We start from the raw sequence: 13303 nt of genomic DNA, 5'->3' as shown, positions 1-13303 counted from the left end.
ATCGGCCAACGGCTCGATGTGCTCTACGGGCTCCCTCGTGATCCGGAGCCGGACTGGAACCGGCCCGAGGTCCTGTCCCTGCGGCATCCTCCGTGGCTGGCCGGCGCGGAGGATGCCGCGGTGGGCAGCGGCAGGCGGAGGGCCGGCGCCAAGCGTACGGGTGTCGTTCGCGGCGCCCGGCGGCCGCGAGGCCCTGTCGCGGTGCCAGCCTTGCGAGCGCGACGGTCAGCGGCGCGGGTAGTCGGTGTAGCCCTCCGTTCCTCCGCCGTAGAAGGTGGCCGGATCCGGGGTTGCCAGCGGGAGGTCGTCGCGCAGGCGCTCCACGAGGTCGGGGTTGGCGATGAAGGGGCGGCCGAAGACGGCGAAGTCGACGAGCCCGGCGTTCAGGAGGTACTCCGCCCGCGCCCGGTCCAGTCCGCCGGCGAGCAGGACGGTGCCGTCGTAGTTGTGCCGGAAGGTCTTGAGGAAGTCCTCCGAGATGTCCGACCCGCCGCTGAGGTGGAGGTCGCTGAGGTGGACGTAGGCGAGAGCGCGTCCTGTCAGTTGCTGTGCCAGGTACGCGTACAGATCCTCGGTACTGTCGTCGACCGGGAGGTCGTTGGCGAGGGTGAACGGCGAGAGACGGACGCCCACGCGGTGAGAGCCGATGCGGTCGGCGAGGGCGTCGAGGGTCTCCAGCAGGAACCGGGCGCGGTTCTCGACGGAGCCGCCGTACCGGTCGGTGCGGTCGTTGACATGGGCGTTGAGGAACTGCTCGAAGAGGAAGCCGTGGGCGCCGTGCAGCTCGACGCCGTCGAAGCCGGAGCGGGCGGCGCGGGCGGCCGCGTCGGCAAAGTCGGCGATCAGGCGCGGGATCTCATCGGTGCGCAGGGGGCGGGGCGTGTCGGCGTCGGCGAAACCGGCGTCGCCGATCCAGACTTGGGCCTGGGCGCGCAAGGCGCTGGGGCCGACGGGCGCGGCTCCACCCGGCTGGAGGGAGCTGTGGGAGACACGGCCGACGTGCCACAGCTGGGCGAAGACGCGACCGCCCGCGCCGTGGACCGCCTCGGTGACCCCGGCCCAGCCGGCGGCCTGCTCGTCCGTCCAGAGGCCGGGGACGTGCGAGTATCCCTGGGCCTCGGGGGAGACGAAGACGCCCTCGGTGATGATCAGACCGGCGCCGGCGCGCTGACGGTAGTAATCCGCGGTGTCGGCGTCGGGGATGTGGTCGGGGCGGCGCGAGCGCGTCATGGGGGCCATGACGATGCGGTTGCCGAGGGTGAGCGAGCCGAGGGTGTGCGGCGCGAAAAGGCTGTTCATGGTGTCGTTTCCCCGTTCGGGTGAGGTCGTTCGGTGATGCCGATATTGACTCTATGGACCACCCAGGAAGCACTCCATGACAGGAACTCTCGAAAAAATTGACTGATCGTCTCATCACCTTGAGCGGACGGCGATATAAGCTGCCGATCATGGACGTACTCACCGACGTACTGGCAGCCACCGGCTTCAAGGGCGTGCTCCTGGCCCAGCTCCGCTCACGCGGCTCCGGCTGGGGTTGCGGCCTCGAGCAGAGCGGCACGGCCGGCTTCCACCTGATCGCCGAAGGCACCTGCTGGCTGCGTACGGCCGGACAGGCGCCGCTCCAACTCGTCCCCGGAGACGTGGTCCTGCTGCCGCGCGGCGAACCGCACCAGCTGACGGGCGGGCCCGAGGAACCCGCCGTGCCGTATGAGCAGCTGGAGGCCTCCCACCCGCCCAGCCCGGAGGGCATCGTCGACCTCGGAGGTGAGGGGCCGACGGTCCGGGTGGTCTGCGGCAAGTTCACCTATGACGGCGACGCGGCTCACCACCCGGTCCTGTCCGCGCTGCCGCCGGTCGTGCATGTGCCCGGTATGAGCACCGACCCCGAACTGCAGGGCGTCATCCGCCTGCTCGTCGCCGAGACGACACGGGCCAGGCCCGGGGCACGGGCGGTGGCCGCCCGCCTGACCGACGTGCTGTTCGTCCAGGTCATCCGCGCCTGGCTCGACGGCACCGGCCCCAACGCGGACGCCGCCCCCCGCTCCTGGCTCACAGCACTGCGCGACCCGCGCATCGGCGCCGCGCTGTCCCTGATCCACGACGCGCCGCAGCGCCCGTGGACGGTGGAAAGCCTGGCCGGCGCCGTGTCCATGTCCCGCCCCGCCTTCGCCCGCCGGTTCAAGACGCTCGTCGGCGACTCACCCCTGGCGTACCTGTCCCAAGTGCGCATCACCCTGGCCGCGCGCCTGCTCCGAGAGACCGACCAGCGGGTCGCCGACATCGGCGAAGCCGTGGGCTACACCTCGGAGTTCGCGTTCTCTCGTGCCTTCACCCGCCTACGCGGCCTGCCACCCGGCCGCTACCGCCGCGCGGAGCCTGCCCGGGCGGCGTAACGGCGGGAAACCCAGCCGGGCCTCGCCGCCACGAAGAACGGCCGTCACGGCTCGGCGGCGCCGTCTTCCGGTCCCATGGCCCTCGGCTCCCGTCCCGTCGCCGCGGGAGCCCTGCCGGCCGCCGCCGCTACGGTCGCGGTCCCTACATTCCGAGCGACCACTGCATCACGCGTCGAGGCTCGGCCCCGGCCCCGGCTCCAAGGAAGTAATCGCCCTGGCAAGGAAGTCACACTGCCCCTCCCCCCGTCATGTCGTTGCCCTTGGAGAGGGAGAAGTCGGAGCGGAGAGGGCGAGGCTTGGGAGAGCTCTCATCAGCGTCTGCGTCACGTCCAGCGCCGCGGGCAGTGCGCCTTTCACGTTCTCAGCGACGCGAGCCCGGGACAGCGACTCCTGGTGGCCGTCGTGGGCGGTGACCTGGAGGGTCTTGTCGACGGTGACGACGGCCAGGTGGGGGGCGAGGCGGGAGCGGTCGCGGTCGTTGTCGTCCACGGGTGCGCAGACGGCGGAGACGGCTGCTCCCCACAGGCCTGGCTGCGTAGGTCCGGGACGGTGTAGTGCTGGAACCTCTGATCGATAGCATCTCGTCGCGACACTGTGGTCGTCAGTGGCCTGACGAGGTGAGAGAGCTATGAGCGATGACGTCCTGTCGATCATTCCGAGTGATCCGCAGTGGCAGCCGGACCGCGATGCGGTCGACCACGTCGTCGCGCTCGTCGAGGACCTGGCCCCTTGTGCGCCGGGCGGCGTGGAGGTGGAGATCGAGGTGACGTGGCATGACGTGGTGACGGCCGTCGACTGCGGGGCGAACCTGGAGAGGATCGGTTGCCCCTTGTGTCAGGCGGCCATCGACACGGAGTGGTGGGCCGACCTCATTGAGGCTCACTGCGTCGACGGGTTCACCACGCTTGCGGTCGAGGTCCCGTGCTGTGGAGGATCAACCACTCTTGACGTGCTGGATTACGACTGGCCCTGTGGTTTCGCCCGGTTCGAGATTGCCATCTGGAACCCCGAACGCCCCTGGTTCAGCGAGGACGAACTGACGGCTCTAGGGGACCGACTGGGCCATCCGGTGAAGCAGATCCGGGCACACATCTGAGTCTCCGCAGCTCAGGCGATCGCCTGATGTTCGGTGCGGGCACGGGCGCGGGTGGTGGCGAGATGGTAGGAGTCGGTCCAGGGGTGGGTGAGGCATCGACCCGGCCACCATCCACACCTTCGCCAGCTGCGAATGGAGTAAGAAAGGCCAGCCGCTCTGCCTGATCGGCGACTTCACCAGCTCGTTCACGAGCTCCGTCTCGAGCGTGTAGCGGACGCGGTAGCCCTCCATCGCGGCCTCGGTGCTCAGGGCAAGGAGTATGCGGGGGTTGCCGGTGCCGCGATCGGCTCGCCCGCGGCTCGCCCGCGGCGGAGCCGATCCGGACAGCCATGCGGGTGCAGGTCGCGCGTGCCTGCTGACCTGGGGTGTTGCAGTTTGGTGGTCTGTGCCGCTTGTCGGCTGCTGTCCGTGTGCCGGGCCCATCGTTGTCCCGTCCTTGCTCGTGGCGGCCGGCCGGCTGCTGTCGTGTCTTTCCCCGGCCTTCCCGCCGCCGGGACAGGGACCGCCCCGCACCGGCCGCGGGCCACGCGCGCCCCCTCGCCCGCCCCGTCGTCCACCCGGCTGGGCGCGTTCGTCGCCGTGCTCCGTGAGGAGCCGGAGCGACCGCCGCCATGGGTCCGCGCAGGGCGGCCGGGGGTGATCTCGGCCTCGCGTATGCGTGGGCCCCTCGAAGGGCCTTACAGCGGAGGCGGCTGTCGCAGCGAGCTCTCGGGCCGTTCCTCCTCGACACCCGTGCGGCCCATCACCCTCGTAAAAGATGCGGCCGGCGCCTGTTGATGCCGGGACAGATGCGTGCGCCGTGGTACGGGATAGCAGGAGTCGATTCGAGTCGTGATCGTGAAGGGTGCCGCCCGTGTCTCAGGAGCAACGCAAACGGGGCCAGAGGATGCGGCTGCCCGTGAAGGCGGCCCTGCCCGGCCGTCACCCGCACGAGGATCAGGCACCCGTCACCGACCGGGTGGTCTTCGGGGTGACGGCCGTGCTGACCTTGGGCTTCGTGGTCTGGGGCGCCACGGCCACCGACGCCCTGGAGAGCGTGTCCGACACGCTGCTGGACGCCCTGATGCACAACGGCGGCTGGGCGTTCGTCCTGGCCGCCTCCGGATTCGTCGTCTTCGCCCTCTGGCTCGCCATCAGCCGGTACGGACGGATCGAGCTGGGCCAGGAGCACGAGAAGCCGGAGTTCAGCACCGTCTCCTGGGTCGCCATGATGTTCAGCGCCGGCATGGGCATCGGTCTGATGTTCTACGGCGTCAGCGAACCCCTCGCGCACTACACCACTCCGCCGCCGGGCACCGACCCCGCGGACTCGGCGGACGCGATGCAGACGGCGCTCGCCACCACGCTCTTCCACTGGACGCTGCACCCGTGGGCCATCTACGCGGTGGTCGGCCTGGCCATCGCGTACAGCACCTTCCGGCGCCGCAGGCGGCAGACGATCAGCGCCGTGTTCGTGCCGCTCATCGGGAGGAAGCGTGCTGAGGGGGCACCCGGCCGGGTGATCGACATCCTGGCGATCTTCGCGACGCTTTTCGGCTCCGCCACGTCCCTGGGGCTCGGCGCGCTCCAGATCGGCAGCGGCATGCACGAGGTGGGCTGGCTGGGCAGGGCCGGGACGGGGCTGCTCGTCGCCGTCATCGGCGTGCTGACGGTCTGCTTCGTCTTCTCCGCCGTCTCCGGGGTGGAGAAGGGCATTCAGTGGCTTTCCAACACCAACATGGTCCTGGCCGTGATCCTCGCGATCTTCGTGTTCGTCGTCGGTCCCACCATTCTGGTCCTCGACCTGATCCCTACCTCCCTCGCCGCGTACTTCGACGATCTGCCGCAGCTGATCGGCCGGACCGAGGCGTCCACCGGCGGCGGTGACGTCGCCGACTGGCTGAGCAGTTGGACGGTGTTCTACTGGGCCTGGTGGATCTCCTGGACGCCGTTCGTCGGCATGTTCATCGCCCGCATCAGCCGGGGTCGCACGATCCGTCAGTTCGTCGGCGGGGTCATCCTGGTGCCCAGCACCGTAAGCCTGGTCTGGTTCGCCGTCTTCGGCGGTACGGCCATGCGCCTGAAGGAGCAGGGGAGCCTCGGCCAGGCGACCACGCCTGAGGCGCAGCTGTTCGGCGTGCTCCAGGAATTCCCGGCCGCCGGCGTGATGAGCCTGCTCGTGATGATTCTGGTCGGCATCTTCTTCGTCTCCGGCGCTGACGCGGCGTCGATCGTGATGGGCACCCTCTCCCAGAAGGGCACCTTCGAGCCTGCCCGGTTCATCGTCGTCTTCTGGGGCGTGGTGACCGGTTGTGTGGCGGCCGTGATGCTGCTCGTCGGCGAGGGCAAGGGCGACGCCCTCGCGGGCCTGCAGCACTTGACGATCCTCGTCGCGGCCCCTTTCGTCCTCGTGATGATCGGCATGTGCTGGGCGCTCTTGCGTGACCTGCGCCAAGACCCGCTGATCGTCCGCCACGAACTCGCCGAAGAGGCGGTGGAGGAAGCCGTGATCGCGGGCCACGAGAAGTACGCCGGCGACTTCGAGATCCGCATCGGCCCGTCACAGGACGAGGCGCCTCCACGGCAGACGCGGGACGGCCGCGACCACAAAGACCCGGGAGCCCCGCCTCCGGCCCCCTGACAGGGGCGACGACCGTGCTGGCCCCTGTCGAGAGAGCACCAGGTCAGCGACGTGTGCCTTCGTCATGGTCGCCGATCGCCCGTGTCGCGGCTGTCCGCACCGAGGCGGCCGGCTCGGTTTCAGCGCGGTCCACGCCCGCGTGGCAAGCTCCGCCGACCGGGTGCGTGCGCTCGTGGATCAGCACCCGGCCTGGCACGAGGTCTGGGGCGTCCTCGCGTACCCGGGGCTTGGTGCCGGCCGTCGGCGACCGCTGCACCGCCCGCCGCGAGCTCTTCCAGGACCTCCTGGAGATCCCCGGGCCACCGATGAAACTCGTGCCGGCCACCGGGCGACCGTGACACCGCTTCCGTCTGCTTCGAGACCCGCCAGACCAAGGCACCGAGGGCGTCGTAGCCGAGCGCGGCGAAGGGGACGTACTGTCCCCGGCACCCGTGTACCGGGCCGCTGCTACCCGCCGTCAGGTTCATGGCGCAGCTCCTCGGCACCGTCAGCGCACTTCAGCGCGGCCGCAAGAGGTACGGACGCACGACGGCTGCAGGCCGTGAAGGTGAAGGGCGACGAGGCGGGCGACGCCCCGCCCGGTTGCGAGAGGTCACGGCCGCGGACCTCACTCATCCACCCGGCCGACCCGGGCAGGCGCACGTCGCCACCCTCGCCGCCTTCACCGCGCCCACGACGGCCTTGCCGGAGTGGCTCGACCAGCTGGCGCTGGGGGCGGAGCATCGCCGACGCGTGCGGACGCGAGGCCGCCGGACGAGTGCGTCGTCGGCCTGAAGGGTCCCGAGCCGGAACCGGGCCGCCTGGTGCCTGCCGCGCCGCTTGTGCAAGTACGCGCCGCCTGCCGGATCTGGAGGCCGGCGACGGCACCGTACCGGTCAACGTGCGGGACACCGCCCCGACCCTGCCGACGGCGTGCCCCGCGGCCCCGGGCCGCATCGGCCGCTTGTCGGCGTCATCCGTTGAGCCGCCCCGTCACGCTGTCACGGACCGCTCGGATGCAGGCACTCAGTGGCTCCCGAACTCATCGACATCGGTCAAGCGACAGAGCGACGCGGTGACTCCCGAAGCCGTCGACGAACGGCCTCCGTTCTCGTGTGCAGAGCCGGACGCCGGTGCGGCAGGCGCAGCGCGACATGAAGACCGAGGGTCAGTCCGTGAAGACCGGGAACACGAGCTCGTACGTCCCGTAGTCCATGAGCCCCGCGACGGCGACGACGACCAGCGAGAACACCACCGTGAGCACCCTGTCGCCCGTCGAGGAACAGGGGATGGCGAACATGGGATTCCGCGGGTGGTAGGCGATCCGGACGGTCTTACCCTTGGCGTGGCCGTGGATGTAGCGGATCACGCCGTCGGTGGCGGTGAACGTCTGGACGGTCCTGCCTTCGTCCTCCCAGAAGATCTGCCGGCCCTCCACGGTGATGCCGTAGCGGGGCAGGTACCACTCCCGCCACGCCATCGCGCACATCATCGCGGCGAACCAGGTGAGCGACACGCCCGCCACCCCGAGCAGCAGCGTCGCGATGGCCCGGCTCCAGTCGCCGCCGAGCACCCCGACGACGACGGCGAGGACCGCGACGGCGGCGCAGGCGGTGTACATCACCCCCTTCCCGTGGGACGGCATCCCGCCCCGTACCTCGTTCTCCTCGGCATCCTCTTCGTCGTCACCGATGACCAGGCTCCGGTTCACGACGAGCGCGGAGCCGTCGACCGTCTCCTCCTCCGCGGCCCGTTCGGGCAGGGCGGCGTTCACGGCGTCGGCGAAGACGCCGGCGGCGGCCGCGCTGACGTCGGTGACGCGGTACACCGTCGGCTCGACCCCCGCCGGAGCGGTCAGCTCCACCGCGAGGTCGCGCCGTTCGGCGCGGACGCGGGCGATCGCGGCGAGCGGTATGCGCAGTTCGGAGTCCGGACGCCGCAGCAGCAGCTCCTCGCCGGTGGAGCGGAGTTCGGTGCCCTTGTCGCCCTGGAGGACGGGAACGGGCGAAGAGATCGACATGCGCGTGATCGTAAGACGCCAAGTACCCGCTGGTGAAGAGGTGTGGGGGTTTCGGACGAGACCCGTGGTGCCGTACCGTCCGCCTGTGAACCTGGTGATGACAGTGCTCCTCCTTGCCCTCCTTGCATCCGCGGGCGTCCTTTTCTTCGGCCTGATGCTCATGCGCGGCGAAGGGGAGGAGCTCAAGAAGATGACGGAACTGTACGAGTCCGGCGTCGAGGTACGGGCGAAGCTGGTGAGCCTGGTGCCGTTCGGCACCAACGGTTACGCGAGCGCCACCTACGAATGGCAGTCCCCGGAGGGGTCGGGCCGGTTCAACACAGGCGCGAGCGTGGGCCCCGCCCACGTGGTCGGCCAGCGGTACCCCCTCGTCTTCGACCCGCGGAACACCAAGCGTGTGCACCTGGGGACGAAGGTTGCAGTCCGCAGGGAGCGCAAGCGCCGTCAGGGCTACGCCCGCAACGCGCGGCGGATGGCGCTCCTGTCGTTCGCGGCCGGCGCCCTGGCGACGGTGGGACTGATCATCAGCCCTTGACGGCCGTCAGCGACTTCAATGGCCGGCCGAGAATTTCCCTGTCCGCCGTCAGCCGGTGCCGAACGGGCAGCAGCCCACGGTTGTTACGCCCCGGCCCATGCGACTCCGAGGGCGGCCGGTGTGTCCGCGATTGGTCTTTGTGATCAGCGGCTGGCGGCCTGGCCTGCGCTGATCAGTTTGGTGTTGGGCGATAAGGCTCCGGGCTGAGCTATCAGGCTCGGTGATGGGGGCGGGGTCTGTGTGGGGCTGCTGTTCAGGTCGGCCAGGCGTCTTCGCCCGCACCGGACAACGACTCCTCGCCCTCGCCGCCGACATCTGGCACAACCCGACCACCAGAACCGCAGTCAAGCAACACCTTCGGCCTCGCGCTGGGGTCGCACTCCTCCGGCAAGTTCTTCAAGCTGACCGCTCAGAAGCGGATCGTCATAGACATCAACCACTGATCCGTGAACTCCACCACTCGGCCGTCGGCTCCTGTCCGACGGCCGCAGCAGGGGCCCGGGCGCTGTACAAGGTGCGCCGCCGCGATATGACTGAGGCGGTGGTCGGCGCGATCACCAGCACCGTACGGCGGGCGCAGACGCTCGTGCCGGGGCCGCCTCGACGCGTTGGTTGGGCTCCGCCGGTCGGGCGCAGTACCCACGAGCGGGCGGAAAGACGCCGAAAGGGCACGTGCTCGATGAGCACGCGCCCTTCACGGGATCCGGCGATCACGAACCGTATCCGGCGATCACGAGCCGTAGTAGCCGACGACGTCGGCGATCAAGTCCGTCGAACCGGAGTGGTTGTAGAAGCTGATCTTCCCGTCCTCACTCATCGGCACCACCACCAGGTTCGGCACGGTCTGCCCCGCGATGAAGTTGACGCTCGACACGCTCGGGCGCCGCTCACCCGCCGGGAAGGCCGACACGTAGCCGGCCGCCCTCGGGTTCGTCACGGTCAGGTTCAGGACGACGGCGCGTACGCCCTTTGCCGGCACTCCGGGAAAGCCCGACGCCCACCACGTCACCGTCTCACCGGGGCCGATCTTGCCCCGGGTCCAGTCGTTGGCCGTGCGTGTGTCGAAGCCCCGGTCGGGGCCGACACCGATGAACGCGGCGCCCCCGGCCGCCTCGTCGTCGGTGAAGTACCCGGCGACGTCGGCCAGCAGGTCGACGGAACCGGCGTGGTTGTAGAAGGACACCTTGCCGTCCACGAGCGGCACCGTCACCAGGTTGGCCACGGTCCGGCCGGCGGCCGGCACGTTCAGGGTGGACGAGCTGCCGCGAGGGGTACCCGAGGGGTAGGCCGTCACATAAGTCGACCGGGTAGGGCTGGTGGCCGTCACGTTCAGGACGACGGCGGTGGCCCCGTGCGCCGGTACCCCGCCCCGGCCCGCGATCTGGAGCGTCACCGTGCCCTGTGCCCCGACCGGTGCCTTCGGCACGCCGAGGGCTGAGCGGGTGTCCATCAGGCGCTCCGGCGTCACCGAGCGGTACGCCGATCCGCCCTTGCCCTGCACGTAGTACCCGGCGACGTCCGCGAGGAGGTCCACCGAGCCGGCGAAGTTGTGCAGGTTCACCTTGCCGTCGACGACCGGCACGACGACAGCGTTGGCGACGGTGAGCCCGGCCGTGACGTTCAGGTTCGAGGCGTACGGCTTCGGCCGGCCCGACGGATAGACGGTCACATGGGTGGCCGACGTCGCGTTCGTCGCGGTCACGTTGAGCGCGACAGCGGTGATCCCACTCGCCGGCACGCCGGCAACGCCCGCCACCTTCAGCGAGACCGCCTTGCCCGCGCCCACCTTGGCCTTGGGCGCGCCAAGGCCGGTACGGGTGTCGAGGGTCCGGGTCGGTGCCAACGCCTCGTACGTGCCGGACAAGGTCGTCACCGCACTGCCGTACAGCTTCAGCGAGCCGGACTGCGTGATCGGCGTTCCCACGCCGTCGCCCGGCGCAGCGGTCAGCATCCAGCTGTACGTGCCGTCCTTGACACCCCGCCCCAAGTCGTCACGACCGTCCCACGTGACGGAGACGGTTCCGGCCGTCCGTCCGTCGCCCCGGCCGGTGAGGGTACGCACCGCCGTCCCCGTAGTCGCGTCGCGCAGGGTCAGCTGCCAGGCACCGGCAGGCTTCGAGGGCACCCAGCGGGGCCGCCACTTCTCCCCGTACAGCACTCGCTGGTAGTCGGTCACCGTGGACTGGACGAAGGAGAACGGCTCGGTGGCCACCCCGCTGGGCACGAGGTGGATCCGCCGGTCAGCCGCCACATAGGCGAGTGGTCCGCCGAACTTGTCGACGCTCCAGGTCACTCCGCGCTGGTTCTCGGCGGTGCCCGCGAGGTCACCGACGGTACGGGTGACGGCCGAGCCGTCCCGGAAGGCCGTCAGCAGCAGTTTGCCGGCGGACTTGTCGTGCCGGACGAGATAGCCGTCGCCGACGAGCGCCTCTCCGGACGGCACGGCGATGTTCTTCTTGGCCGTGCGGTCGTAGACCCCGGCGGGGCCGTTCGGGCCACAGGTCCAGTAGAGCCAGCGGCCCACCGCCTGGAGTTCCTTGGCGACGCACCTGGCACCGGTCGTCAGGGTGCTCTTGGTGCCGGTCCGCAGGTCCTCGCCCACGACCTGACCCGCGGTCGCGGTCTGGGTCCAGTAGGTGTAGCCCCACACTGAGGCGGCGGTGACCGAGGTGCGGCTGCGGATGGCGTTCAGGTCCTGGTAGACGCCGAGGTCGCCGACGTACTGACCCACCGGATTGGTGCCGTTGACAATGGCGTAGCGCCCGGTCACATCGAGGAGGGTCCCCTGGGTGGACGGCGGCGTGCGGAAGAATCCGGCGTCGTCGTCCTTCTGGACGGAGTTGACCTCCGAACCAATGGTGTCACTCTCGGTGAAGACCGCGCGGCCGTCACCGGTGCTCGTCACGCCGTTGCCGTAGGACCAGTCCTCGTAGACCCGCTTGCCGGGGCGGTAGGCCGTCCCGTCATGGATGATCGGTCGGGTGAAGTCGGCCTCGAAGAAGACGCCGTCCGCCTCGCGGGTGGCCAACTGGCCGTTGGCCAGGGACAGCTTGTTGATCCGCGCGGGCACGCCCTCGACGGCTGCCACCTCGGTCGGCGCTCCTCCGTCGGAACCTTTTCGCAGCGCCCAGTGCGAGGAGTCGGCACCGGCGGCGAAAACGGCCCGGCCGTCGGCGGCCGTCACCATGACGGTCTCACCGTGCCGGTAGAGCGTTACTGGCGCGGCGCCGTCGAAGCCGACCCGGCGTACCGGGGAACCGGACACATCAGCGTAATCGTCCGGCTCCTGTGGAACGTCGCCGCCGAGGAGCAGGTGGTCGCCGTCCGCCGCAATGGAGATCTTCTCGTTGGCATAGCGCGACACCCCGAGGTCGATCGCCGGTGCGCCGAGGTCGCTCCTCGGCACCCAGCGGACCGACAGGCCGTCCGTCAGCACCAGCCGGGCGGGTGTCAGCACGATCTGCGACCTGACCGCGCGCCACATCACCCGTCCCTTGTCGAACGCTCCCGTCATCAGATCGATCATGCCGATCATCGCGACCCGGTCAGGTCCGGCGTACTCGACCACCAGGCTCTTCGCGTCGGCCGCCAGTTGGCGGCTCACCGTGGTGCCCGCCGGGGCGGAGACGTCCACCCGTGCGCTCCATGTGCCATCGGCCGCGATGGTGAGCAGGTGGTGAGCATAGGTGCCCGCCTGCCCGGTGCGGGTCAGCAGAGTCGGGCCCGCGGCCGCCACGAACGTGTGCCCCTGGGGCAGTGCGAAGGTGATTCGCGCACCCGTGCCGAGGTCCTCGCGTGCCCAGCCGTCCGCGCCGGCCGCGTGGACGAGGATGTCGGTCCCGGCCGGCAGCCAGGAACGCTCCACATCGCCGTACGAGCCGCCCTTCAGAACGGTCCCGCCGAGGTCGACGTTCCGGCTGCGGCCGTTCCAGCCGGTCCACAGATAACCGTTCCTGCCCTCCTGGCTGTAGAGCACGCCCGAGGCACCGGCGCCCAGCGGGACCGTCTTCCTCGGCTGGTACCGGTCCGACTGGAAGATCGTTTCCTGCGTGACGGAAGCGGATTCGGCAACGGCCTCCGTCGCCCCCAGCACACCCGGCCCCCCGGCCACGCCCAACAACAAGGCCGTACTGACACCTACCCGGAACCACCTATGACGACGCAACGCGCTCCCTCCCCAGAGACTTACACGGTTGCCCCACAGAAGCGGCTGACGTTAGCAGGAACCCCTCACACCTCGGCCACCTGCCCGGCACTATGCCGGGCAGCACTGGCACCCCCCGGCAGCGACGCTCGTCCCGCACAGGCGTGGAGCCGAAGCTGTAGGCACCGAAGGGCACGGGATACCGCTCATCGCTGCCTACGGTGGAAAAGCGGCCGACGGCGGCAGCGACGAACTGCCGCGACAGCGCCCTTGCGCAGTGCGTCCAGGGCCTTGTGGTCCGGGGCGTTGCGTAGCGCGTACGTGGCGCGGGCCGCTTCCTCGGCGGCCGCGGTCAGGCCAGGCATCGGGATGGAGACGGTGACCTTCGGCCCCTTGATGGCGGACCGGGTGGCGTGCGACCCGACCCCGGGCAGCGGCGAAGGCCTCGGGGGCGGCCCCGTCGAGCGGCAGGCCCTCGCGTACGGCCATGGCTCGGCGGTGCGCCGCCGGGGCGGA

8 protein-coding genes and 1 pseudogene are annotated in these 13303 nt (G+C 70.2%); 4 read left to right on the top strand and 5 right to left on the bottom strand.

Annotated features, from left to right (window positions below; translation table 11 throughout):
• Positions 1 to 225 precede the first annotated feature (225 nt).
• Positions 226 to 1299, bottom strand: coding sequence for an alkene reductase (locus tag ABTZ91_RS32315; protein WP_352080788.1), 1074 nt, complete (start codon positions 1297 to 1299; stop codon positions 226 to 228).
• A gap of 149 nt (positions 1300 to 1448) precedes the next feature.
• Here ABTZ91_RS32315 and ABTZ91_RS32310 point away from each other — a divergent pair, with 149 nt between their 5' ends.
• A complete protein-coding gene (locus tag ABTZ91_RS32310; protein WP_352080787.1) occupies positions 1449 to 2393 on the top strand; it encodes an AraC family transcriptional regulator in 945 nt (314 codons plus the stop codon).
• Positions 2394 to 2639: 246 nt separating this feature from the next.
• Here the strand turns inward: ABTZ91_RS32310 and ABTZ91_RS32305 are convergent, their stop codons facing one another.
• Positions 2640 to 2882 carry a hypothetical protein gene (locus ABTZ91_RS32305; protein ID WP_352080786.1) on the bottom strand — a complete coding sequence of 81 codons (243 nt, stop codon included), beginning with the start codon at positions 2880 to 2882 and terminating at the stop codon, positions 2640 to 2642.
• 139 nt (positions 2883 to 3021) lie between these two features.
• On the opposite strand from ABTZ91_RS32305, the gene ABTZ91_RS32300 reads away from it, so the two are divergent.
• Positions 3022 to 3489 (top strand): hypothetical protein, encoded by a 468-nt coding sequence (locus ABTZ91_RS32300; protein WP_352080785.1) that lies wholly within the window; start codon positions 3022 to 3024, stop codon positions 3487 to 3489.
• A 168-nt stretch (positions 3490 to 3657) separates the two neighbouring features.
• Here the strand turns inward: ABTZ91_RS32300 and ABTZ91_RS32290 are convergent.
• Positions 3658 to 3774: pseudogene (locus tag ABTZ91_RS32290) on the bottom strand (AAA family ATPase); the annotation flags it as partial.
• 601 nt (positions 3775 to 4375) lie between these two features.
• Between ABTZ91_RS32290 and ABTZ91_RS32285 the strand changes: the two are divergent.
• Positions 4376 to 6109 carry a BCCT family transporter gene (locus tag ABTZ91_RS32285; RefSeq protein ID WP_352080816.1) on the top strand — a complete coding sequence of 578 codons (1734 nt, stop codon included), beginning with the start codon at positions 4376 to 4378 and terminating at the stop codon, positions 6107 to 6109.
• 1147 nt (positions 6110 to 7256) lie between these two features.
• Here ABTZ91_RS32285 and ABTZ91_RS32280 read toward each other — a convergent pair.
• Complete coding sequence (locus ABTZ91_RS32280) at positions 7257 to 8108, bottom strand: hypothetical protein (protein ID WP_352080784.1); 852 nt, start codon at positions 8106 to 8108, stop codon at positions 7257 to 7259.
• 85 nt (positions 8109 to 8193) lie between these two features.
• Between ABTZ91_RS32280 and ABTZ91_RS32275 the strand changes: the two genes are divergently transcribed.
• Positions 8194 to 8643 carry a DUF3592 domain-containing protein gene (locus ABTZ91_RS32275; protein WP_352080783.1) on the top strand — a complete coding sequence of 150 codons (450 nt, stop codon included), beginning with the start codon at positions 8194 to 8196 and terminating at the stop codon, positions 8641 to 8643.
• 730 nt (positions 8644 to 9373) lie between these two features.
• Here ABTZ91_RS32275 and ABTZ91_RS32270 read toward each other — a convergent pair.
• Positions 9374 to 12736, bottom strand: a complete 3363-nt coding sequence (locus ABTZ91_RS32270; RefSeq protein ID WP_352080782.1) for a FlgD immunoglobulin-like domain containing protein — start codon at positions 12734 to 12736, stop codon at positions 9374 to 9376.
• Positions 12737 to 13303: the final 567 nt, after the last annotated feature.

The sequence above is a fragment of the Streptomyces sp. NPDC126499 genome, from assembly GCF_040302485.1.
In the GTDB taxonomy this organism is placed as follows: domain Bacteria; phylum Actinomycetota; class Actinomycetes; order Streptomycetales; family Streptomycetaceae; genus Streptomyces.
The sequence above is the reverse complement of the archived record's forward strand: the minus strand, read 5'-3'. Positions and strand labels throughout refer to the sequence as shown.

Bases quoted from the DNA above. Each gene is read 5' to 3' on its own strand.
- ABTZ91_RS32285 (WP_352080816.1), top strand. From the start codon at position 4,376: ATGCGGCTGCCCGTGAAGGCGGCCCTGCCCGGCCGTCACCCGCACGAG.
- ABTZ91_RS32310 (WP_352080787.1), top strand. From the start codon at position 1,449: ATGGACGTACTCACCGACGTACTGGCAGCCACCGGCTTCAAGGGCGTG.
- ABTZ91_RS32300 (WP_352080785.1), top strand. From the start codon at position 3,022: ATGAGCGATGACGTCCTGTCGATCATTCCGAGTGATCCGCAGTGGCAG.
- ABTZ91_RS32315 (WP_352080788.1), bottom strand. From the start codon at position 1,299: ATGAACAGCCTTTTCGCGCCGCACACCCTCGGCTCGCTCACCCTCGGC.
- ABTZ91_RS32280 (WP_352080784.1), bottom strand. From the start codon at position 8,108: ATGTCGATCTCTTCGCCCGTTCCCGTCCTCCAGGGCGACAAGGGCACC.